Annotated in this window: 23 protein-coding genes; 14 read left to right on the top strand and 9 right to left on the bottom strand. The window is 62.0% G+C overall.

All coding sequences use genetic code 11. The annotated features are described in order from the left end of the window. Window positions 1–24 precede the first annotated feature (24 nt). From BC363_RS11785 to BC363_RS11755, 7 genes are all read left to right on the top strand, one after another. Complete coding sequence (locus BC363_RS11785; RefSeq protein ID WP_065783437.1) at window positions 25–1644, top strand: tail fiber domain-containing protein; 1620 nt, start codon at window positions 25–27, stop codon at window positions 1642–1644. 387 nt (window positions 1645–2031) lie between these two features. After that, window positions 2032–3762, top strand: coding sequence for a hypothetical protein (locus tag BC363_RS35925; RefSeq protein ID WP_244519860.1), 1731 nt, complete (start codon window positions 2032–2034; stop codon window positions 3760–3762). A 1-nt stretch (window position 3763) separates the two neighbouring features. Further along, a complete protein-coding gene (locus tag BC363_RS35920; protein ID WP_244519859.1) occupies window positions 3764–4234 on the top strand; it encodes a hypothetical protein in 471 nt (156 codons plus the stop codon). An 857-nt stretch (window positions 4235–5091) separates the two neighbouring features. Further along, entirely contained in the window at window positions 5092–5667 is a 576-nt protein-coding gene (locus tag BC363_RS11770; protein WP_065783436.1) for a hypothetical protein, read from the top strand. Between the two features lie 460 nt (window positions 5668–6127). Continuing rightward, window positions 6128–6787 (top strand): lysozyme, encoded by a 660-nt coding sequence (locus BC363_RS11765; protein ID WP_244512643.1) that lies wholly within the window; start codon window positions 6128–6130, stop codon window positions 6785–6787. 117 nt (window positions 6788–6904) lie between these two features. Then, window positions 6905–7162: a hypothetical protein gene (locus BC363_RS33460; RefSeq protein WP_083222368.1), complete on the top strand. Its 258-nt coding sequence runs from the start codon at window positions 6905–6907 to the stop codon at window positions 7160–7162. Beyond that, entirely contained in the window at window positions 7149–7523 is a 375-nt protein-coding gene (locus BC363_RS11755) for a DUF1515 family protein (RefSeq protein ID WP_065783434.1), read from the top strand. The genes BC363_RS33460 and BC363_RS11755 overlap by 14 nt, the downstream gene beginning before the upstream one ends. A 161-nt stretch (window positions 7524–7684) precedes the next feature. On the opposite strand, the gene BC363_RS11750 is transcribed toward BC363_RS11755, so the two are convergent. From BC363_RS11750 to BC363_RS35700, 4 genes are all read right to left on the bottom strand, one after another. Beyond that, window positions 7685–7948 carry a hypothetical protein gene (locus BC363_RS11750; protein WP_053252552.1) on the bottom strand — a complete coding sequence of 88 codons (264 nt, stop codon included), beginning with the start codon at window positions 7946–7948 and terminating at the stop codon, window positions 7685–7687. Window positions 7949–8225: 277 nt separating this feature from the next. Continuing rightward, window positions 8226–8471 carry a hypothetical protein gene (locus BC363_RS11745; RefSeq protein WP_065783433.1) on the bottom strand — a complete coding sequence of 82 codons (246 nt, stop codon included), beginning with the start codon at window positions 8469–8471 and terminating at the stop codon, window positions 8226–8228. 31 nt (window positions 8472–8502) lie between these two features. Beyond that, window positions 8503–8706 (bottom strand): hypothetical protein, encoded by a 204-nt coding sequence (locus BC363_RS11740; RefSeq protein ID WP_065783432.1) that lies wholly within the window; start codon window positions 8704–8706, stop codon window positions 8503–8505. Window positions 8707–9068: 362 nt separating this feature from the next. Continuing rightward, window positions 9069–9365, bottom strand: coding sequence for a hypothetical protein (locus BC363_RS35700; protein WP_065783431.1), 297 nt, complete (start codon window positions 9363–9365; stop codon window positions 9069–9071). Window positions 9366–9589: 224 nt separating this feature from the next. Between BC363_RS35700 and BC363_RS11730 the strand changes: the two genes are divergently transcribed. After that, window positions 9590–9976, top strand: coding sequence for a cupin domain-containing protein (locus BC363_RS11730; RefSeq protein ID WP_065783430.1), 387 nt, complete (start codon window positions 9590–9592; stop codon window positions 9974–9976). 325 nt (window positions 9977–10301) lie between these two features. After that, window positions 10302–10499: a hypothetical protein gene (locus BC363_RS11725; protein ID WP_065783429.1), complete on the top strand. Its 198-nt coding sequence runs from the start codon at window positions 10302–10304 to the stop codon at window positions 10497–10499. On the opposite strand, the gene BC363_RS11720 is transcribed toward BC363_RS11725, so the two are convergent. Next, window positions 10500–11531 (bottom strand): helix-turn-helix domain-containing protein, encoded by a 1032-nt coding sequence (locus tag BC363_RS11720; protein WP_244519858.1) that lies wholly within the window; start codon window positions 11529–11531, stop codon window positions 10500–10502. A 118-nt stretch (window positions 11532–11649) separates the two neighbouring features. Here BC363_RS11720 and BC363_RS11715 point away from each other — a divergent pair, with 118 nt between their 5' ends. Together BC363_RS11715 and BC363_RS11710 are read left to right on the top strand one after the other, a co-directional pair. Beyond that, the gene (locus tag BC363_RS11715; RefSeq protein WP_065783427.1) at window positions 11650–12657 is read left to right on the top strand and encodes an alpha/beta hydrolase; all 1008 of its coding nucleotides are present in this window, start codon (window positions 11650–11652) and stop codon (window positions 12655–12657) included. A 74-nt stretch (window positions 12658–12731) separates the two neighbouring features. Beyond that, window positions 12732–13676, top strand: coding sequence for an MBL fold metallo-hydrolase (locus BC363_RS11710; protein ID WP_065783426.1), 945 nt, complete (start codon window positions 12732–12734; stop codon window positions 13674–13676). Window positions 13677–13763: 87 nt separating this feature from the next. Here BC363_RS11710 and BC363_RS11705 read toward each other — a convergent pair whose 3' ends face one another. Then, a complete protein-coding gene (locus tag BC363_RS11705; RefSeq protein ID WP_065783425.1) occupies window positions 13764–14876 on the bottom strand; it encodes an NADH:flavin oxidoreductase in 1113 nt (370 codons plus the stop codon). Window position 14877: 1 nt separating this feature from the next. After that, window positions 14878–15270, bottom strand: coding sequence for a RidA family protein (locus tag BC363_RS11700; protein WP_065783424.1), 393 nt, complete (start codon window positions 15268–15270; stop codon window positions 14878–14880). A 126-nt stretch (window positions 15271–15396) separates the two neighbouring features. Between BC363_RS11700 and BC363_RS11695 the strand changes: the two genes are divergently transcribed. Beyond that, window positions 15397–16320 carry a LysR substrate-binding domain-containing protein gene (locus tag BC363_RS11695; RefSeq protein WP_065783423.1) on the top strand — a complete coding sequence of 308 codons (924 nt, stop codon included), beginning with the start codon at window positions 15397–15399 and terminating at the stop codon, window positions 16318–16320. A gap of 91 nt (window positions 16321–16411) precedes the next feature. On the opposite strand, the gene BC363_RS11690 is transcribed toward BC363_RS11695, so the two are convergent. Next, window positions 16412–16705 carry a hypothetical protein gene (locus BC363_RS11690; RefSeq protein WP_065783422.1) on the bottom strand — a complete coding sequence of 98 codons (294 nt, stop codon included), beginning with the start codon at window positions 16703–16705 and terminating at the stop codon, window positions 16412–16414. 201 nt (window positions 16706–16906) lie between these two features. After that, entirely contained in the window at window positions 16907–17365 is a 459-nt protein-coding gene (locus BC363_RS11685; RefSeq protein ID WP_065783421.1) for a MarR family transcriptional regulator, read from the bottom strand. Between the two features lie 153 nt (window positions 17366–17518). Between BC363_RS11685 and BC363_RS11680 the strand changes: the two genes are divergently transcribed. Together BC363_RS11680 and BC363_RS11675 are read left to right on the top strand one after the other, a co-directional pair. Then, on the top strand, window positions 17519–18283 hold the full coding sequence (locus BC363_RS11680) for an alpha/beta hydrolase (RefSeq protein WP_083223496.1): 765 nt from the start codon (window positions 17519–17521) through the stop codon (window positions 18281–18283). Between the two features lie 382 nt (window positions 18284–18665). Beyond that, on the top strand, window positions 18666–20441 hold the full coding sequence (locus tag BC363_RS11675) for an SLC13 family permease (protein WP_065783420.1): 1776 nt from the start codon (window positions 18666–18668) through the stop codon (window positions 20439–20441). Window positions 20442–20492: the final 51 nt, after the last annotated feature.

Raw genomic sequence — 20492 nt, 5'->3', positions numbered from 1 at the left:
TCAACATGGGCAAAGGCAGGTAACATGGGCAAGTCCAAAGCACCGAAGCCGCCGGATCCGCGCGAAACCGCGGCGGCGCAAACCTCGACGAACATAGCCACTTCGGTAGCGAACGGCTATATCGGCAACGTCAACCAGGTAACGCCCGATGGCAGCCTGACCTATACGCAGACCGGCACGAACAAATGGCGTGACCCGATGAGCGGCGCTGTCTACGATCTGCCGACCGTGACGGCGACGCAGACGCTCTCGCCGGCGCAACAGGCGATCAAGGACCAGACGGACGCCGCGGAAAAGAACCTGGCGACGCTTGCCAACAACCAGTCGGGCAGGCTGAACGACCTGCTCGGCAAGCCGATCGACCTTTCCGGGGCGCCGGCAGCCGGCAATCCGTCCTCGATCAGCCTGCCGAACTACGCGCAATATGGCGGCGGTCCGAGCCTGCAGACGAACCTCGGCAACACCGGCACCATCCAGAACACGATTGCCGGGGCCGGCGACATTCAGAAGAGTGTCGACAATGCCGGTACCATTCAGACGTCTCTCGGTAATGCCGGCGACATTACCCGCTCCTACGAGACGAACTTCGACACCAAGCGCTACGAGGACGCGCTGATGGCGCGGATGAACCCGCAGCTCGAGCGGGATCGGGTGGCACTGGAAACGCAGCTTGCCAACCAGGGCCTGCAGCCGGGCTCGGAAGCCTACAACCGGGCGATCGACCAGGCGAGCCGGCAGGCAAACGATGCCCGTTTCGGCGCCATTCTCAATGCCGGGCAGGAACAATCGCGGCTCGTGGGGCTGGCGCGCGATGCGGCTGGTTTCCAGAACAATGCCCAGCAGCAGGCCTATAACCAGACGCTGACGAGCAGCCAATTCGCCAATCAGGCGCAGAACCAGCAATACACCCAGAACGCCAACACCATGCAGCAGGCGAATGCTGCGCAGCAGCAGCTCTTTGCCCAGAACCAGGCGCAGCAGCAGGCGATGAACGCCGCCCAGCAGCAGAACTTCAACCAGGCGCTGGCGGCCGCCGGCTTCAGCAACGAGGCGCAGCAGCAGATGCACCAGAACGGCCAGTCGGCAGCGGCTGCCAACAACGCGCTGAAGGACCAAACCTATAACGCCCAGCAGGCGCAGATAGCCGCGCAGAACGCGGCAAGGGCGCAATATCTCAACGAAATGTATGCCCAGCGCAACCAGCCGATCAACGAGATCTCCAGCCTGCTTTCTGGCGCCCAGGTGAGCAACCCCAACTTCGTGCCGACGCAGGGGCAGCGGATCGAGCCGGTGAATTATGCCGGGCTGGTGCAGAGCAACTATCAAGGACAATTGGACGCTTATAGGACGCGCCAACAGGCGGCCAGTGGTTTGCTGGGAAATGTGCTCGGTATGTTCAACTTTGGCAAGGGAACCCAATCGGATCGTCGGCTCAAGAAGGACATCAAGAAAGTCGGCAAACTCGACGGGCATTCGCTCTACGAATACCGTTACAAGGACGAGCCGCAGCGTGGCGCCAAGCACATCGGCGTGATGGCGCAGGAGGTGGAAAAGACCCGCCCCGACGCCGTCAGCCGCGACCCGGACGGCATGCGCCGCGTCGACTATGGCCGGCTGTTTTCCGCCGGGAGGAAGAAGCGGTAGGCGGCTTGCGGTGCTTGATACGCCACGGGTCCCAGCGGCTGACCGCCGACGAAATCGCGCGACATCGCCTGCCACTTCGACGCGTCTGACCCGACAACGGAGGCATTTGACGGGGATGCCGTTGTGGCAGGCCGCCGTGTTTGCGGACGTCTTGCGAGGCGGCCCAGATTCAGGCGGCGAGCGCAACGGCGGCCACCGGCTTTCAATCCGATCTACGACACGGGCAGTCAAATCTCGATCCAACTGCGAAACAACATAGCTGGCCAAGGTCTGGCAGGGACCTTCGTGCGCCCAAGCAGATGCACCGGGGCTGCAGCGCAACCATCTCACCAATAACTCGAACGACTTGGAAGCCCCTGTCACGGGGTGTTTCTATGGAGAAAAGCCATGCCCAGAACAGGCGGCGTCTACTCGCCCCCCGCCGGCACCAAAGGGGTGCCGAACACGACAATCCAGAGCGTGCCTTACAACACGCTGATCGATGACTTGGCGGCGGATGCCAATGCGGCTCGCCCGGTCACGACCGGCGGTACCGGAGCGACGTCGGCAAGTGGTGCTCGAACAGCGCTCGGCGTCGAGATCGGAACCAACGTGCAGGCGTATGATGCAGGCTTGCAGTCGATCGCCGGTCTGGTGACCGTCGCTGACCAGATTATCTACACGACCGCGTTGGACGTGTACGCCACAACCGCACTGACGCCATTTGCTCGAACGCTGCTCGATGACGCGGACGCATCCGCAGCGCTGACCACCCTCGGCGTCTCGGATTTCATGAAAACCGTGCTGGACGATGGGGACGCGGCAACGGCGCGCGCGACGCTAGGCGCGAACAATGCGTCGAACCTGACGGCCGGTACCGTTGCGGACGCGCGGTTGCCGACGACGATGGCCGGAAAGACGTTCCAAAGCACCATATCCGTCACGGGGGTGAGCAACGGGATTGAGATTGGTCCTAACGGCGTGTCCAACACCCCATTTATCGATTTCCATTCGTCCGCCGTCACCCAAGACTATGATGTGCGGCTTATCGCATCCGGCGGTGTTGCGGGGACCGGAACCGGTACACTCACGGTCTCCGCCCTAAGCACGCTTTTTCAGGGGGGTGTTTCAGCTTCGGGACAGATTATCTCCAATGGCGGGGAGTTGGTGACGAAAGCCACTGGCAACCGTCATGTTTGGTTCCAGAATTCAGCCGGGACTACGCGGGGCTTGGTCTACAGTGACGCCGGGGGAGACCCCGGCATGGTGACGGTAACTTACAACTCGTCGGGCGCCATGTTGCACGCCCAGGCTTTCCGGGATAGTGGTTGGGCGGATTGGACGGGCAATGTTTCCGTGCGGGGGTCTAAGCTTGGGTACTCGGGCGTAGAGGATCGCAACTACGTAGATAGCAACACGTTTTTCCGTTGGTACTACGCGAGCGACAATACCGCGTATCTCCAGCGCGCCACCAACAGCGCGTTCAGCGATGCCGTAAATTATATTCGCTTCACGGCCCTCGGTGAAGTCGTCTTCATCAGCGGTCTCTTTGCGCCGTACATCGACACTTCCTCAAATGGAGTCGGCACCAACATTAAATTTGGCGATGACGCTTGGCTTGGGGACAGCAACATCCCAGACGGCTTTTCCGTTCGCGGGGTATCCAACTGGAACAACGGCTGGGTGCGCTTTGGCAACGGCCCCAATAACCTTGGCGTCAACGGCTCTGTCCCCGATCGGCTCTATTGGGGCGGCGGCTTCTTCGTGCAATCCGACGGCAACATGTATTTGCCGATGTATGGGAACTACCTCGGCAACATCCTGATGGGCCGAGATCAATGGTGGCAGAACGTTACGGGTTCGCGCGCCTACAACACCACGTACCAGAACACTACTGGCAAAGGCATCGTCGTCTCCATCGCCTGCTACAATGGCTCCGGCAACCCAATGAACTTCCAAGTTTCGACCGACGGCAGCAATTGGGTCAATGTCGGGCAGTCTGTCTATGACAGCACATCCGGTGCCCCCGTCCAAAACCACTACCCGCAAGGTTCGTATGTCGTTCCACATGGAAGCTACTACCGCCTCACCGGGACCGGGGCTCCGGTAGTGTCTTTCTGGTCAGAAATGAGGAACTAAGATGGTTGAGAATGAGCAAGCCATGCCAGCGATGGAATATGGGTGGTTTCACCCCGATCGCGGCTACTGGCAGACAAACACCTATCCGTCGGAAAATATCCTCAACGGATATCCCGTGGGCACGATCGCCACCAACGCAATCAAGCCGTCGGCAGAGCATGAATGGGAAAGCGGCGCTTGGGTGCATCATCCGCCTCCGGAGCCGACGCCAGAAGAGCTTCGCGCTCGCATGCAGGGCCTCACTGCGCGCCAGTTTCGGTTGGGCCTTCTCGCTGCTGGGATTCCCCCTGCGCAGGTTTCTGCGACCATCGAGGCAATGGCTGCCGGCCCAGAAAAGGAGAAGGCTCAAATCGAATGGGAGTATGCGACCACCTTCAACCGAATGCATCCACTGATCGCGACCGTTGGCGCCGCGCTCAATTTGACCGATATGCAGATTGACGCAATGTGGCGCGCCGCCTTGCAGTTGTAGGTGACACGGGTTGATGGTGCGATCCTTTCGCCGGGGTGGAGGGAAGCGCCATGGGGCAGGTTCGTCAGGTTGCTCCACGAGTACCCACGCGGTCCGAGCTGCGATACAACGATCGCGGCGCAGAGCGGGCCGCATGGCGTCAACATCAAGACGGTCGCCAAATGGCGGAAGCGGGCCTTCGGTTGAGGAACTCAAGGTAAGGCCGAAGGGCCAAAGTCGTCAGTCCTGAGCGAGTCTGAGGAGGCGACGGTCGTCGCCGCACATTGCGGCGGCATGCGCTTCTGCTGCTGGATGACTGCCTCTCTGCGCTGTAGTCGATGATCCCGCACCTGACGGTCGGTGCTGCGTCGGCGTCTACAGCGGCTCGGCATTGCCGCTTGCTGGCGGTGGATGGCGACAAGCCGAAGTGTCAAAGGTTCAAACGCTATCCCATCGGCTTCTTTCACATCGATATCGCCGAAGTGCAAGGCCCGAGGGCGAGCTTAACCTTTCGTTGCAACTGACCGAACCAGTAAGCTAGTGGCGGCCCAACTCGTGAAAAGGCGGACAGCGTGGGTGCCCCTGGAGAGCCTGCTCCAAGCCGTACCCCATCAAATCCACACCATTCTGATTGCAAGCATTACCAGAAGCGTAGCCATCAGAAGGGCGGCGCCGTATATGGCCACTGTGATGCGGCGGCGGCGTGCGCCGGTCCAATCGTAGCTCATCGTCTCGTTCCGCCGACTTTTATATCGTGACGCGGACGATCGATGATTCTGCTTAACAAATAGGAAAGCATTGTCGACAAAACTATGCTTCCGCATTCTGGATGCTGCTAGTCTGGCGTCACGTGGCTCCATGTGAGGCGGAGGTAGCGCATGCCGGATGCTTCGATCGACCTGGCCCTCTATTCGGCCGCACTGAATGTCACGGTACCGCCGGCGCTTATCCGGCCCTTTCTCGACCAATTGGCGGAGGGGCAGTTCTCCATCGATGAAATCAGGAAGCGTTGCGCGGAAAACGGTGTGCGCCTCAAGGCGCATCTGCGCAAGGGCGAACGCACCCGCAAGGACGTGCGCGCGGCCTTCGACATGCAGTCGGTGGAGCGCAGGCACCTGGATATTCTCGACATGCTGATTGCAAGCCTGGAGGCGAAAGCCGCGCGCGACGTGAGCGAGTTCGACGGGTTGTTGGACGACTTCAAGAAGAAGGTTTCGGCCCTTTCCGCCTCCGTCGACGCTGATGAAGCATCGGAGCTGGACGAAATCTACAGGACGATCGAGGCGCAGGTGCGCGTGGAGGTCGGCGAACTCTGCGATGTCGCCCTGTTTCTGCGTGGCCTGCGTTCGAGATGTAGCGACGACCGCGGCGAGAAAGAACACCTCGCCGACAGCGAAAGCCTCAAGAAGCTGCTGGGTTCATTGTCGCCACCAAAGCCGCCATCCGTTTCCTAGATCATTTCATTGTTTCATTGAAACAGCGAAATGATCTAACTCTTTGAAACTACGCAATTCCGGACGGAAAACCGTTTCATACTTTTCCTGGAATTGCTCAAGACTGGCGGCTTCTACCCACCAGCCAATCGAACAGGGCCGCCACTGGCGCCTGCACGATGCGGGGCGCGCCAAAAGTATTGCCGTCGAGTTCCGGCCTGTCAGTAGGGCTGTACCATAACGACACAGCTGACAAGCACGATGGCCAGTGCGGTCATCTTCACGAATGCGGCATCCATCATGGCGAAATCTCCCCTTTGATCGCCTAAAGCGCATCGCGGTCCTTCAGATGCGCTTTCTGCGCTTTACGCTATCGTTTTCGCGCATGTCGTTCTCGCAAAACCGCTGCACACTTTTGCGCGACATGCCTAGCAACGCGTCACCGTTGCTTCTGGTTCCCAATCTAAACAGGACAAACGACATGAACATGAACCGACGCATCAATGCGGCGGGCCTTTCGCTCGTCAAACAATGGGAAGGCCTGAAGACGAAGGCCTATCGGGACGTCGCCGGCATCTGGACCATCGGTTATGGCCATACCAGCGCTGCTGGCGCTCCGATGGTGAAGCCGGGAATGGCGATCACCGAGGCGCAGGCAGAGGAAATCTTGAGGACGGACCTGGCGACATTCGAAGAGCGGGTGTCGCGCCTCGTCAAGGTGCCGCTTACCGACAACCAGTTCGCCGTGCTTGTCTCCTTCGATTTCAACACCGGCAGGCTCGGCAAATCGACATTGCTCAAAAAGCTGAATGCCGGTGACTATGACGCCGTGCCGCTGGAGCTGATGAAGTGGGTCAATGCCGGCGGCAGGCGGGTGAAGGGACTGGTCAATCGCCGGTCTGCTGAAGCCGGGCTTTGGGCCAAGGGCGAGTTCGTCGCCTCCAACACCGTTACAGCCGCGCCGAATCCGCCCGAAGTGGTGAGCAAGGAGAACATCTCGTGGCTCGCCGGCATTCTTTCCTCGCTCGGCTTCGCGTTTACGGGCAACGGCCCGCTGCAATGGGCATTTGCCGGCATCATTGCCGCTGCCTTCGCGATCGGCGCCTTCCTCTTTCTGCGCAAGCGGCTCGATCCGGCATGATCGCCTGGCCGAAGATCCTATCCGGCGGGCTTGTGCTCGCTGCCATCACCTGGGCCGTGCTCGAAATCCGGGCGGACGGCGCCCGGTCCGTTCTTCATGCGATCGAAAGGCAGAACAATGACGCTGCGAACCGCGCTCAGGAGAAGCGCCTTGATTACGATTCCTGCCTTGATGCTGGCGGGCTGTGGGACTTCGGGGCCGGAAAATGTCATCGGTCTTAGAAGCGTCGTCGGCGTCGATCTTGTCGGCGCGCGCGGCGCGACGCCGGCAGATCAACGCAAGATAGACAGGACAGTCGTCGGCCTGTGCGCGGCGGCAGTCTGGTCAAAGGCGGACTGCACACGGCATGGAGGGCGTCAGAATGTCTCCCGCTGACATCGACGTCAGCGTGCATCGCCAGCTCGGCGAACTGGTCGCGGGCATGCGCGGTCTGCAGGAATCGATCCGCCGGATCGAGGAGGGCGCGCAACGTGCCGAAGACAAGGCGACAAGCAGCCGGGCCGGCGTCCATCAACGGATGGACCATCTGGTTGATCGTGTCGGCGATCTGGAGACTTCCGTTTCCACGCTCGGCGGTGACGTCGCGGAGATGAAACCGGTGACCGACGACGTCAAGCGCTGGAAGCTGATGGGCATCGGCGCACTCGGCGTTACCGGCATCGCCGCCATGGCGCTCGGAGTCAGCTTTGCCGAGGCGATAAGGCGGATCGTATTCGTCATTGTCGGCAAGGGGTGACGGTGCCATCCGAGGGCACTGGTTCGCCTTGGCCGGACGGCGTGAACGCAGGAGATGAGTGCCCGATGACCTACCGCTATCTCTGCGGTGTCAGCAGAGCATGAGGCATGATGGGGGCTGCTGAAATGGTTTGATTGGGACTGGCCCAACCTATGCGAAGTCTAATGAAGCGTCTGGACGGGGTGTTCGGTGAAGGTGTGGATGCCGTCGCGTTCGATGGTGGCGAGGAACTCTTCATAGGCTTCTCGGTCCGTGGGGAAGGAATCTTCCCAGACGGTGGAGTAGCCTTCCTCGTCGATTACCTCGAGCGTCCAGTCGAGATTGGAGCCCGTCGGGCGTGATATGCGGATATGGACGACGACGTCGTCGTCGGCAAACTCGCCGGACAATTCCGAAAGCTCGAGGTCTTCTTCTGTTTGGGTCATGAGCGTTTATAACATGTCCTGACTGAGCGAACCAATCCTGTGACGGTCCCTGGCCCTTGCCTGCGTGGCGAGGCTGCATTTGCGCGGCCGGTCAGGCAAGGGCGGTTTGACGTCTTGATAGGCCGAAAGGCGATTACCATACAATAGGATAGGTGCGGCCGGGGTTGCTTTGCAACCCCGGCGTCTTTTGCACGTCATGATGCTGGTAACGGTGAGCCGGCAGGCGAACCATCTGCAATCCGTGCCGGCGCCGATCGTCCTTGCTGCTTCGACCACATTACTGGTCGGGTGCCACCGACCATGGCGCGCTTCTGCGCTCGAACCACAAGGCCCGCTCGCACAGGGCTGCCTCGTCACGCGTGCCGCCGCGAAATTCGCCGATGATGAATTTCGCCAGGCGATCGGCGCGATAGTCGGTGCGTGGCATGCTTGCGGCAAGGCAGGCGGTATTGAGGACTCGCTGGAGCATGGCGATCTCAGCCGGGCTGAACGCACAGTCCAGACGCTTGGAATGATGCTGCATTTGAACCTCCCATATGCGACTGCGGCGGTTCTTATCTTGCCTTGTCGGCCCGTATCGGCTTGCGCTGACGTATCAGCTGGTCGAGGTCCGTTTTATACGGTCCGTGCTTTGCGAAAACCTCACGGGCCTCCAGCGGCGGCAGGCCGGAGGCGGCTATAAACTCCTCCAGATCGTATCGCGTGTTCCAGTTTTTGACGACTCGGCCGAACTGTCCTTTCGTGTCTGATGCAAACATAACGAACCTCCCGTTCTGGAGGATAAATTCCCGATGCGAACGGTGGTTCCACGGTGTTGAAAATTCCGTTTTCAGGTGCGTTCAGACCCTGCTCTCGATGCGCGGAGCGCCATCTTGCCCGCGGCGCAGCCGGGGACGTCTGCACGGCACGCGTCGCCTTGTGTTCGGTGAAAATTCATCTGCCCAGGCAGCCTCACGACCGACGGTTGTCGACAATTTTCTGTGATAGGCCAGAAATCGCCACACGCGGCCCGTTGCAGTTGTGGTTCTGCAAGCGGGACCGGAATAGAATGCGCCATTACACATTATCTTGAATGCGGTCTCGTTTATCCACGGAGAGGCCGCATTTTTTTGTCACCGCCTCAGCGGTGATGCGGGCTGCGCCGAGCGGGTCTGGCGACCCAGATGTCGACGGTTTCCATCTCTTCTGTCTTTGACGGCATCCTTCGCAGTTCGCGCCATAGCGCGCGTTCGAGCAGCGTGCGCTCGTTGCTATTGCCGATGCGAAACTCATCCATGATGAACTTGGCCAGCCGGTTGGCACTTTCGCCGCGGCGCGGGACGTGTGCGGCAAAGCAGGTCGCGTCGAATACCCGCTGCAGCATTTCGATGTCATCCGGACTCAATTCACTGCCCGAAGCCTCCGGGAGATCATGCATTCGAACCTCCTTCATGGACGTCCATAGCCAATGCCGAAAGAAGAGAGGATACATCAGTCGCGATACTGGGCAATACGGAAATATTTGCCTGCGCCGGCCGCCGAGAGATGTGAGCCATTCCTGCGGCTGTGTTTGCGCAAACACCGAACCGCCACGCGCACGATCGTTCAAGATCGGCATCTGTGCTTTATGCATGCTGGCGCTCCATCGACACGAGGAACGACATGACGGATAGCATCGAGACGACCGATCGCAAGGCAATCAATTTTTCCGAGAAGCTGGAGATGATTGTGGAACTGTGGCAACCGCGCGTGGTCGCCGAAATGAACGATTACCAGTTCAAGCTGGTGCGCATCGAGGGCGATTTCATCTGGCACGACCATCCGGAGACCGACGAGACGTTCATCGTGCTCGACGGTGTGCTGCGGATCGACTTCCGCGATGGCGCCGTGCGGCTTGGCCCGGGCGAGATGTTCGTCGTGCCTCGGGGCGTCGAGCACAAGCCGTTCGCAGAGAGCGAGGTGCGGTTGCTGCTGATCGAACCGCGTGGCGTTCTCAACACCGGCCATGCCGGTGGCGATCGCACGGCGCAGAACGACCGCTGGATCTAACGCGCTGCGCGATCTTTTCAGATTCGCTGCAGCGCCGCGCGTCAAATACGACGCGCAAAGGACGCTGTAACGCCTTAAATCTGCTGCATAATTTTCTCCTTAAATCGATTCCGATTTAAGGAATTATGCAGTAGGGCAGGACCGTTGCGCCGACCTCGGGTGATCGCCCGGGCCTGAACCGCATTCCCGATGCTCGAAGGGCGGGTCGGGCGAACGGCAAGGCATGTAAGGGCGAAACCGGCAGCACGGGTCAGTGCAATGCTGGGGTAATGAAATCAGTCGAATTTGCCGCCAATGCTCCAACAATGAGGATTGGCGTCATCCCATGTGTCTTCTCAGAATCGGTCTGCTGGCATGTCACCTGTTCGGGGTGCCGTCCCAGATGGAACACAGCCGCTTCGAAGAGAGCGGCAACGATCGCTTCGCGCTCGAGCGGCAATTCGTCCAGTATCGCCCGGACCCCTGCCGCGACGGGCGTTTCAGCGATGCTCGGCGAAACATGCCGACGCCAGCGCCGCCCTGATCAAGCTGGCGCGGCGGCGGCAAGGCCTGCCATGGCCGGGCGGCGGGTGCCGTCCGACACCGAGAAGCGCAACCGGTACTCCCACGGCGACAGGCCGAGGATCTTGCGGAAGATCTTGCGGTAGGCGTTGGTGTCGTCGTAGCCGCTCTGCCAGGCCACCTGCTCGATCGACAGGTGCGAGCGCTCCAGCAGGTCGCGCGATTTGGCGATCCTCAGCCGCTGGCAATATTCCGTCGGGTTGAAGCCGGTTGCCTTCTGGAAGCGCCTGAGAAAGGTGCGGTCGCCGAGCCCGGCGCGCTCGGCCATCATCTGCAGCGTCACGCCCTTGGTGTTGGCGCCGTGCAGCCAGTGCTGGATCTTCAGGATGATGCTGTCGCCATGGTCGAGCTTTGGCGCAAAGACACTGTAGTAGCTCTGCTCGCGGGCGCCGGGATCGATGATCATGAAACGCGCAGTTGCCAGCATCACATTGGTTCCGAGGAGCCGGTCCACAAGTTTCAGCCCGAGGTCGATCCAGGCCATCATCCCGCCGGCGGTGATGATATCGCCCTCGTCGATCAGCAGCTTGTCGGTGTCGATGCGCACGTCGCGGTAGCGATCGGCGATCAGGTCCTGGTGTGACCAATGGGTGGTGATCGTGCGACCGGCAACGAGCCCGGATTCGGCCAGCAGATAGGCGCCGCCACAGACCGAGCAGATGGTGGTGCCGCCTGCATGCTGTTCACGCACGAAGGCGGGCAGTTGGCCCATGCGCCCGCCGACCGGCAGCTCCGCCAGCGTGGGGGGCAGGATCAGCGCAACGAGACCGGAGGAGGGGCCGGGGTGGGTGTCGAGCGTCTTTTCGACCGAGCCATCCTCCTGAAGCTGCCAGTGGCTGATGCGGATCCGCGGTGCGCTTGCGCCGCCCTGTTCTGTCGCCTGCATGCCGGCCACCTGGAACATGTCGGTCAGGCCGTGAATCGCCGACTTCAGCGCCCTGGGATAAACGACGATGCCGATCTCCGCCGGTTCGCTTTCGAGTCGTTTTGTCACTTCTGCCCCCATCGTTGTCAGCTTTGCCGGTCGAGAGGTTAGGCCGGTCATTCTATCAATTCAACCAGCGCTCCGGAACGGAGATCGCCGGTCAACCGAGATGGAAGAGGGCAGGACAATGATTGAAGCAAAAGCAGTTTCCACAGCAGTCTCCACTGGCCTTTCGCGCCGCACAGTTCTTTCGGCCGCCTTTGGCGCTGCGACCGCCGTCGCCGCCGTTCCGGCCGTCATTCGTCCGGCGAAAGCCGAAACCGCACCCAGCAACACAACCATTACGCAAGGAGCAACGACCATGGGCAGCCGCATCACCACGCGCGATGGCGTCGAGATCTATTACAAGGACTGGGGGCGCAAGGACGGCCCGGTGGTCGTGCTCAGCCACGGCTGGCCGCTGTCATCAGACAGCTGGGAGGCACAGGCCTTCCATCTCGCCAACAACGGCTTCCGCGTCATCACCCATGACCGCCGCGGTCATGGCCGCTCCTCCCAGCCCTGGGACGGCAACGACATGGATCACTATGCCGACGATCTCGCCGACCTGATCAATGCTCTCGACCTGAAGGACATCTTCCTGGCAGGCTTCTCCACCGGCGGCGGCGAGATCACCCGCTATATCGGCCGCCATGGAACCTCCCGAGTGGCCAAGGCCGGGCTGATCTCGGCGGTGCCGCCGCTGATGGTCAAGACCGACAGCAATCCCGGTGGTCTGCCGAAAGACGTGTTCGACGGGCTGCAGGCGGCAAGCCTGAAGGATCGCTCCAAGCTTTACCGCGACATCGCCTCGGGTCCGTTCTTCGGCTTCAACCGGCCGGGTGCGGTGGCCTCGCAGGGCATGATCGACAGTTTCTGGCTGCAGGGCATGATGGGCGGGCACAAGAACACCTATGACTCGATCGTCGCCTTCTCGCAGACCGACTTCACCGAGGACCTGAAGAAGTTCGACGTGCCGACGCTGATCATCCATGGCGACGACGACCAGATCGTGCCGATCAATGCCGCCGCCCGCGCCTCGAAGCAACTCGTGCCGAGCGCCACCCTGAAGGTCTATCCCGGCGCGCCGCACGGGATCACCGATACCCACAAGGACCAGCTCAACGCCGACCTGCTCGAATTCGCCCGGTCTTGAACCTTGGCGCCGGCCGGTGCTGCGGAAAAGGCTGCCGGCCGGGCGCTCTCCCTCGAAACGGAAGGAACCGATCCATGACCCGCATTGACGATAAAACCTCGTGCCTCAACCGCCGTTCCTTTCTCGCCGGTTCGGCGGCAGGTGCGGCCTTGCCGCTGCTGCCGAAGGGCGTTTACGCTGCAGACACCCGCCGGTTCACCCATGGGAATTTCGATATTGCGGTCGTCAGCGACGGCTTCCTGACGCTGCCGGTCAGTATCGTGCTGCCGGACGCGGCGCCGGAGGAACGTGACGGGATCATGCGCCGGCTCGGCGGCACGCCGGAGGGGGCGCCCTTTCACACCAATATCCCGATCATTCGGACCGGCAGCGACCTGATCGTCGTCGACAACGGATCGGGCGGCAATTTCCAGGCGAGCGCCGGCAAGCTTTCGGCCAATCTGGCGACGGCAGGCATCGACCCGGCTGACGTGACCAAGGTCGTCTTCACCCACGCCCATCCTGATCATGCCGGCGGCACGGTGGGGGCAGGCGGCGAGCTCACCTTCCCGAATGCGCAGTATTTCGTCTCCGAGCGCGAATGGGCGTTCTGGACGGATCCGAATTTCGAGCAGACCATGCCGAAGGCACTGCACGGCTTTGCCCGCGGCGCGCAGCGCGACCTCTTTGCGGTCAAGGAGCGGCTAACGCTGGTGAAGCCCGGTGACGAGATCGTGACCGGGATGCAGGTGCTCGATACGCGCGGCCACACGCCCGGCCATATCTCGCTGGAGCTTGCCGGCGGCGACGGGCTGGTCATCTCGGGTGATGCGGCGACCAGCAACATCGTCTTTTTCGAGCATCCGGACTGGCATTTCGGTTTCGATACCGAGCCGGAACTGGCGCTGAAAACCCGCAAGACGCTGATCGACCGGGCGGCCACGGAAAAACTGACGCTGCTCGGCTACCACTGGAGCTATCCCGGCATCGGGCGGGCTGAGCGAAACGGCGCCAGGTACCGCTTCGTCGCCGGGCTTTAACGGAGGGGCGAAGTGGCCAAGCTGGCATTGTCAGGGTTTGTCGGCAGGTTGAGGCGGCGCCTTGTCATGGCGCCGCCTTCTGTCGTCTCAAGGCTGAAGCTCGCTGTCCTTGATGTCGCTGATCGGCGACAGCATCTCCAGCGCCAGCGGGCGAGCCTTGCGCTTCCCGGCGGCGATGTCCGGCCAGTCGGGATTGGCGAGCGCGCCGCGGCCAAGCGCGATCATGTCGGCACCGGCCTGCAGCACCTGCTCGGCACGGGCGATATCGTGCAGTCCGCCATTGGCGATGACGAACAGATCCGGAGCATGCTGGCGGGCAAGGGTGACCAGCGATCTGCCTCCCTCCGAAAAGGCCGGTTGCCAGGCCTCGAACTCGGTCACGTGCACGAAGTCCGCGGGGCTGGCGGCCAGCGCCTTGAAGACCATGGCCGCGCCGTCCTCGCCTTCCATCCATTTATGCTTGTTATCGTTGACCTTGCCCTGGGACAGGCGGATGCCGACGGGCACCATATCGCCGACGGCGCTGCGAACGGTGTCCAGCACTGCGAGGCTCAGGCCCAGCCGCTTGCCGATGTCGCCGCCCCAGCGGTCCTGGCGCTGGTTGGTGTAATCGGTGAAGAACTGGTCCAGCAGATAGCCGTTGGCGCCATGGATCTCGATGCCGTCGAAGCCGGCGACCTCGATGGCAAGCGTGGCAGCCTGCGCAAAGCCGGCGATTGCTTCGGCAATATCCGTCTCGTCCATCTCCCGTGGCACGGCATAGAGGCCTTGGCCGTGGTAGGAGACCATCTGCTTGCCTCTCGGCCTCAGTGCCGAGGGCGCGATGGTGTCGCTGCGGAAGGGATTGCCCTGGGCAAGCGCGCCGCCGTGCATCAACTGGGCGAAGATGCGCCCGCCGGCTGCATGGACGGCATCGACGATCTTCTTCCAACCTTCCGCCTGTTTCCGGTCGGCAAGCCCCGGCTGGCCCTTGTAGGTCTGCGCATAGGCCTTGTCGGGATAAATGCCTTCGGTGGTCAGGAGGCTGAACCCACCCTTGGCGAAGCGCTGGTAGTAGCGCGCCATCCTTTCGGTCGGCACGCCGATAGTCGTGGCGCTGATGCGGGTCATCGGCGCAACGGAAAGCCGGTTGGCGAAGGCCAACCCTTTGAGCGTCGTGCCGGTCAGGATCGGCGAGGCAACCGTGCCGTGGGCGTTCATCTCAGCGATCCCCAGCCAGTGCTATCGCCTCGATCTCGATCATCGCCTGCGGCGAATAGAGCGAGGCGACCTCGATGATGCTGTCGGCGGGATAGGGCGCCGAGAACCATTTGCGGCGCAGCTCGACGATCTTCCCGAAGTTCTCCATCGAGCGCAGGAAGATCGTCACCTTCACCACTTTGGAAAGGCTGGAACCGGCGGCGGTCAAGGCGCGGTCGAGATTGCGAAACGCCTGCTCGGCCTGTCGGTCGAAATCGTCCTCGCCGACGATTTCGCCATCGTCGCCGATTGCGGCCTGGCCGGAGACGAAGACGAAGCCATTGGCCTTGATCGCCTGCGACAGCAGGAAGGGCGCATAGGGATCCGGCTTGGTGACGACCTGTTCAAGAGACATGGAATGTCCTTTCATGCTTGAGATTTTCTCAGCTCGGCGCTGTTGCCTTGCCTGTTGAAGGCAATATGTTGAGGCAATCGCGTGCTGACAAAGGACGATTTCTCAGCCGATAGATGAGCTGAATTCATGTATGAGGGGATAATGAGGAAGTTGCCGCCGCTTGGCGCCCTGCGGGTCTTCGAAGCGGCCGCCCGGCGGCTGAGCTTCAAGCAGGCCGCCGAAGAACTGAACGTTTCGGCGACTGCCGTCAGCCACCAGATTCGCCAGTTGGAGGAGATGCTGGCGGTGAAACTGTTCGAGCGCGAGACGCGGCAGGTGCATCTGACGGCTGCCGGAAAGGCGCTGTTTCCGGTGTTGCGCGACGGTCTCGACCGTTTCGAGCAGGCGATTGCAGACGTGCGCCGCCAGCAGGACGGCAAGGTGGCGCGGCTCACCTCCACCGTCGCCTTCGTCGCAAAGCGCCTGGCGCCGCTCGCCGGCACATTTCGCGAAGCCTATCCGGATTGGACGCTGAGACTCGATGCCTCCAACCGGACCGTGGATCTGGAAGCAGATGCCGATGCCGCCATCCGTTTTGGCCCTGGGCATTATCCGGGCCTTGTCACAGAGCCGCTGTTTGCGGACCGTTTCGCGCCGATCTGCGCGCCGCGTCTGGCTCCATCCGGCGCCGCCGATCTTCGGCAGGCGACGCTTATCCATTTCGACTGGGGGCTTGCAAGGCGCGACGATCCGCGCGCGCCGGTCTGGCGGCAATGGCTGGCGCGTGCCGGCGTCGAAGGCGTGGATGCCAATGCCGGCATTTCCTTCACCGACGAAATCCACGCGGTTCAGGCCGTCGTAGCCGGGCAGGGCATCGGGCTGTTGAGCCTCACGCTGGTGGCAGAGGAGCTTGCCTCCGGCATTCTCGTCCAACCATTTTCGCTGTCACTCGAAGGGGACCGCTACGATCTCGTCTACAGTCCGCACATGGCTGACCGGCCGGCGACCCGCCTGCTGCGCGACTGGGTGATGGCGCAGTTCGGCAGCGGCGATTGCCGATCCGTGCCGTGACGCCTCCTGCATGTTTCCATGCAGGAGTTCAACGTGCTGCAGCGACCTCTGCGCGTAGGACGCGCGGCGTTGTAGGCGTCAGGTGCGCCGCTCAGTCGTCGAAGTCAAAGACATCGTCCGGCTGCCAGCGCCGACTGGTGAGACGCAACGACCGGTCGGGCTCGATGATGTAGGTTTCGTAGACCTTCCGGCCATATTGGTCGATGAACTGGTGCGGCACGATGCTGCCGACCGGCGCCTTCGTCAGCTTTGTGCGCGGCTGGCCGCCATAGGTGATGCTGCCGGGGATGGGTTCGAGGTTCGGCGAGTAGCCATAGGTCTGGACGCCGGCGGTGCAGCCACTGAGAAGCAGGGCGACGGCAAGGGCGGCAAGGGCGTGTTTCATGTCGACGGTCCTCGATGATGCAGGAGGCGGAATGGATTTCTGCCCGATGCCATGCGCGACTCCCGGGCGGCCCGATTTATTCCGGCCTTCGCAGGCGATTGTCCAACGCCTTTCTCTAAAGTGTAGCGCGTCAAAGGAAATTTCCAAGTTTCGGCACGCGATTGCCGGTGATGACGGCCTCCTTGCGCCGCTGAGCTAGACCTAACCGCGGGAAATCGGCTCTTCTTCCCCGGTGAGACCGTCACGCAGCATCTGGACCTTTTCGTTGAGGTCGATCATCTCGGGCACGGTGAAGCCGGAACGGCGCAGCAGCGTATCGGTGAGGCAGGCGGTCTTGGGGCGGAGCTCCTTGCCCTTCTCGGTGAGGAAGACCTCGACCAACCGCTCGTCGACCGTGCTTCTGCGTCTCGAAAGGAAGCCCGCTGCCTCAAGCCGCTTGACCGCCGGCGTGATCGTGCTCGGCTCTAAGCTGAGCCTTTCGCCAATCGCCGATATGCTCAGGCCATCCTGTTCCCACAGCGCGCTGACGGCGAGATACTGGGTATAGGTCACGCCGAGTGCGTCGAGCATCGGCTTGTAGGCGCGATTGATGGCGATCGCTGCCGAATAGATCGAGAAGCAGAGCTGGCTGTCGAGCGGCAGCGGTGCAGGTTCGGTCATTGGTCGTCTCCAATTTAAGTCCGTGGCTTTTCATAAGCTTAGCACAAAACAATTATTGCGATAATAAAAATACTGGACAGATGAATCGGCAAGGCGTATCTAATGATTATCGCGATAATTAATGTCGCGCTAAACAAATCAGGAGTTGCGCACATGTTGAAGAAATCTCTGCTTGCCGCCGCCGCCTCGCTCACACTGGCCGCTGCCGGCACCACCGCATTCGCCGCCGAGGCGGGGGCAAAGAACGTCGTCCTCGTCCATGGCGGCTTCGTCGATGGCGCCGGCTGGAAGGGCGTCTACGACATCCTGAAGAAGGACGGCTACACCGTCAGCATCGTCCAGAACCCGACGACCTCGCTTGCCGACGACGTCGCTGCCACCAGGCAGGCGATCGACAAGCTTGACGGACCGGTCGTGCTGGTCGGGCATTCCTACGGCGGCGTGGTCATCAGCGAAGCCGGCACCCATGAGAAGGTCCAATCCGTCGTCTATATCGCCGCCTTCGCGCCGGATAAGGGCGAGTCGGTCTCGTCGCTGATCGCCAACCCGCCGGCTGGCGCGCCGGTGCCGCCGATCCTGCCCCCGGTCGAAGGCTTCCTGTTCCTCGACAGGGCAAAGTTCGCCGCTTCCTTTGCTGCCGACGTCGATGCCGAGACGGCGGCATTCATGGCCGATTCCCAGGTTCCGTGGGGCGTCGAAGCGTTGGCCGGTGCCGTGACCGAACCGGCCTGGAAGACGAAGCCGAGCTACTACCTGGTTGCGGGTGAGGATCGCATGATCCCGCCGGCCGCCCAGCAGATGATGGCAAAGCGCGCAGGCGCAACCGTCGTCGAAGTGCCCGGCAGCCATGCCATCTATGTCTCCAATCCCAAGGCTGTCGCCGATATCATCGAGAAGGCTGCGGAAACCGCCAACTGATCGTCGGCGACGAGCCACATAGGAACAATCGACCAAAGACAGGGCCGGGAGGGATCTCCCGGCCCTATTTTCACGCGAGGTCTGCAAATCCTTTCGCTGGCGCGGCGGTATCTGGCGGATTCGGCACGGTGCCGGCGGTGCGCGTTTGCGGTTGTTGCAGCCGCCGATACAGCCCTTCCGACATTCGGCCAGCTCCTGAGGTTACCCGCCAGCCACGGAGCGTTTCGCCCTCATACCCAGATTTGTCGCCGGGACGAATTCCGATTTGGAGAAACATGCGGTAGTCCTTGGGTGAACGTCCCCGCGGATTGCGCGTTAGGCCCATGCGCCCGCCGCGTGGTCCGTCTCGCCACCCAGTCCTTCTGCCGAGCCCAGGTGTTGCATGACCGCCGAACAGTCACTCGCGTTTATCGTTATCGGCGCCATGATGGCATTCTTCATCTGGGGGCGGTTTCGATATGACGTGATCGCCTGTTCCGCCCTGATGCTTTCCGTCGCCGTCGGCATCGTGCCCTTCGATCATGCCTTCGATGGTTTCAGCGACGACATCGTGATCATCGTCGGCAGCGCTCTGATCGTGAGCGCCGGGGTGGCGCGCTCCGGTGTCGTGGATGCGGCGATCCAGCGGTTTCTGCCCAACATCTCCTCGGTCCGGGCGCAGCTCGCGCTGCTCGTCATCACCGTGACGGTGCTTTCGGCCTTCATCAAGAACATCGGCGCGCTGGCGATCATGATCCCGATGGCCTTCCAGTTCGCCCGCCGTTCCGGCGTCACGCCCTCCGTGTTTCTGATGCCGATGGCCTTTGGTTCGCTGATCGGCGGGCTGATGACCCAGGTCGGAACCTCGCCGAACATCGTCGTTTCGCGCGTGCGCCAGGAGCTGACGGGCGAGAGCTTCACCATGTTCGATTTCACCCCCGTCGGCGCGACGCTTGCCGCCGTCGGCGTCGTCTTCCTGCTGTTTGCCTACAAGCTGGTGCCGCAGCGCACGAGCCAGCAGGTGTCGGTGCAGGCGGCGATCGAGATCACCGATTACACCTCCGAAGCGGTGGTTCCGACCGGGTCTCCCATCATCGGCAAGTCGCTGAGCCAGCTCGTCAAGATCGGCGATGGCGGCGCGGTCGTCACCGCCGTCTTCCGGCGCGGCCTGCATGTGGCGCCGTTGCCCGACGTCACGCTCGAGGCCGACGACATCCTGCTGTTCGAAGGCGGGCCGGCCGCGCTCGATCGCATCGTCTCGCAGGCCAAGCTCAAGATATCCGGCGACCGTTCGCCGTCGTCGAGCGACAAGGCCGGCGCGGAGATCGAGGCGGTCGAGGCGGTGATCGTCAGCGGCTCGCCGCTTGAAGGCATGAGCGCGCAGCGCCTGGCGCTGTTCAATACCCACAATATCAACCTGCTTGCGGTCAGCCGGCAGGGCGAGCGGCTGAAGCAGCGGCTTGGCAGCATCCGCTTAAGGGCTGGTGACATCGTCGTGCTGCAGGGCGCGCGCCGCGAGCTGCCGTCGTTCCTGCAGGATTTCGGCTGCCTGCCGCTGGCGCAACGCGAAATCCTGCTTGGCACCATCCGCACGGCGACGCTGCCGCTCCTGGTGCTTGCCGCTGCCATGGGCTCGACCGCCGTCGGCCTGGTGCCGATCCCGATCGCTTTCTTTGCCGCGGCTCTTGCCATGGTCATCTTTCGCATCATTCCGCTGCGTGATGTCTATCGCTCGGTCGATGGGCCGATTCTGGTGATGCTGGCGGCGCTGATCCCGGTCAGCGATTCGCTCCGCACCACCGGGGGCACCGACGTGATCGCCAGCTGGCTCGGCACGGTTGCGGCCGGGCTGCCGCCGGCCGGTGCGCTGACGCTGATCCTGCTGGCGGCAATGGCGGTGACACCGTTCCTCAATAATGCGGCGACCGTGCTGGTCATGGCGCCGATCGCCGCCAGTTTCGCGACCACGCTCGGCTACCGGCCCGAGGCGTTCCTGATGGCGGTCGCCATCGGGGCCGGCTGCGATTTCCTCACCCCAATCGGCCATCAGTGCAATACGCTGGTCATGGGCCCGGGTGGCTACAAGTTCAGTGATTATCCGCGCCTCGGCCTGCCGTTGTCGGTGGTGATCGTCATCGTCAGCGTGCCGGCGCTGATCGCGGTCTGGCCGCTGCGGTAGAACAGGTTGGCATGGCCCCTGCAGGCGCCGCTGTGCCGGTGGTCGTTAGCC

The sequence above is a fragment of the Ensifer sp. LC384 genome, assembly GCF_001695865.1.
Lineage (GTDB): Bacteria > Pseudomonadota > Alphaproteobacteria > Rhizobiales > Rhizobiaceae > Ensifer.
Note: the sequence above shows the minus strand (reverse complement) of the source record. Positions and strands in the feature narration are given on the sequence as shown.

What these genes read in the sequence shown, in the direction of transcription:
- BC363_RS11700 (WP_065783424.1), bottom strand. Translation starts at nt 15,270, where the DNA reads ATGTCTCTTGAACAGGTCGTCACCAAGCCGGATCCCTATGCGCCCTTC.
- BC363_RS11730 (WP_065783430.1), top strand. Translation starts at nt 9,590, where the DNA reads ATGACGGATAGCATCGAGACGACCGATCGCAAGGCAATCAATTTTTCC.
- BC363_RS11785 (WP_065783437.1), top strand. Translation starts at nt 25, where the DNA reads ATGGGCAAGTCCAAAGCACCGAAGCCGCCGGATCCGCGCGAAACCGCG.
- BC363_RS11685 (WP_065783421.1), bottom strand. Translation starts at nt 17,365, where the DNA reads ATGACCGAACCTGCACCGCTGCCGCTCGACAGCCAGCTCTGCTTCTCG.
- BC363_RS11705 (WP_065783425.1), bottom strand. Translation starts at nt 14,876, where the DNA reads ATGAACGCCCACGGCACGGTTGCCTCGCCGATCCTGACCGGCACGACG.
- BC363_RS11725 (WP_065783429.1), top strand. Translation starts at nt 10,302, where the DNA reads ATGTGTCTTCTCAGAATCGGTCTGCTGGCATGTCACCTGTTCGGGGTG.
- BC363_RS35925 (WP_244519860.1), top strand. Translation starts at nt 2,032, where the DNA reads ATGCCCAGAACAGGCGGCGTCTACTCGCCCCCCGCCGGCACCAAAGGG.
- BC363_RS11765 (WP_244512643.1), top strand. Translation starts at nt 6,128, where the DNA reads ATGAACATGAACCGACGCATCAATGCGGCGGGCCTTTCGCTCGTCAAA.
- BC363_RS11715 (WP_065783427.1), top strand. Translation starts at nt 11,650, where the DNA reads ATGATTGAAGCAAAAGCAGTTTCCACAGCAGTCTCCACTGGCCTTTCG.
- BC363_RS33460 (WP_083222368.1), top strand. Translation starts at nt 6,905, where the DNA reads ATGACGCTGCGAACCGCGCTCAGGAGAAGCGCCTTGATTACGATTCCT.
- BC363_RS11695 (WP_065783423.1), top strand. Translation starts at nt 15,397, where the DNA reads ATGTATGAGGGGATAATGAGGAAGTTGCCGCCGCTTGGCGCCCTGCGG.
- BC363_RS11770 (WP_065783436.1), top strand. Translation starts at nt 5,092, where the DNA reads ATGCCGGATGCTTCGATCGACCTGGCCCTCTATTCGGCCGCACTGAAT.
- BC363_RS35920 (WP_244519859.1), top strand. Translation starts at nt 3,764, where the DNA reads ATGGTTGAGAATGAGCAAGCCATGCCAGCGATGGAATATGGGTGGTTT.
- BC363_RS11690 (WP_065783422.1), bottom strand. Translation starts at nt 16,705, where the DNA reads ATGAAACACGCCCTTGCCGCCCTTGCCGTCGCCCTGCTTCTCAGTGGC.
- BC363_RS11680 (WP_083223496.1), top strand. Translation starts at nt 17,519, where the DNA reads ATGTTGAAGAAATCTCTGCTTGCCGCCGCCGCCTCGCTCACACTGGCC.
- BC363_RS11710 (WP_065783426.1), top strand. Translation starts at nt 12,732, where the DNA reads ATGACCCGCATTGACGATAAAACCTCGTGCCTCAACCGCCGTTCCTTT.
- BC363_RS11740 (WP_065783432.1), bottom strand. Translation starts at nt 8,706, where the DNA reads ATGTTTGCATCAGACACGAAAGGACAGTTCGGCCGAGTCGTCAAAAAC.
- BC363_RS11755 (WP_065783434.1), top strand. Translation starts at nt 7,149, where the DNA reads ATGTCTCCCGCTGACATCGACGTCAGCGTGCATCGCCAGCTCGGCGAA.
- BC363_RS35700 (WP_065783431.1), bottom strand. Translation starts at nt 9,365, where the DNA reads ATGCATGATCTCCCGGAGGCTTCGGGCAGTGAATTGAGTCCGGATGAC.
- BC363_RS11745 (WP_065783433.1), bottom strand. Translation starts at nt 8,471, where the DNA reads ATGCAGCATCATTCCAAGCGTCTGGACTGTGCGTTCAGCCCGGCTGAG.
- BC363_RS11750 (WP_053252552.1), bottom strand. Translation starts at nt 7,948, where the DNA reads ATGACCCAAACAGAAGAAGACCTCGAGCTTTCGGAATTGTCCGGCGAG.
- BC363_RS11675 (WP_065783420.1), top strand. Translation starts at nt 18,666, where the DNA reads ATGACCGCCGAACAGTCACTCGCGTTTATCGTTATCGGCGCCATGATG.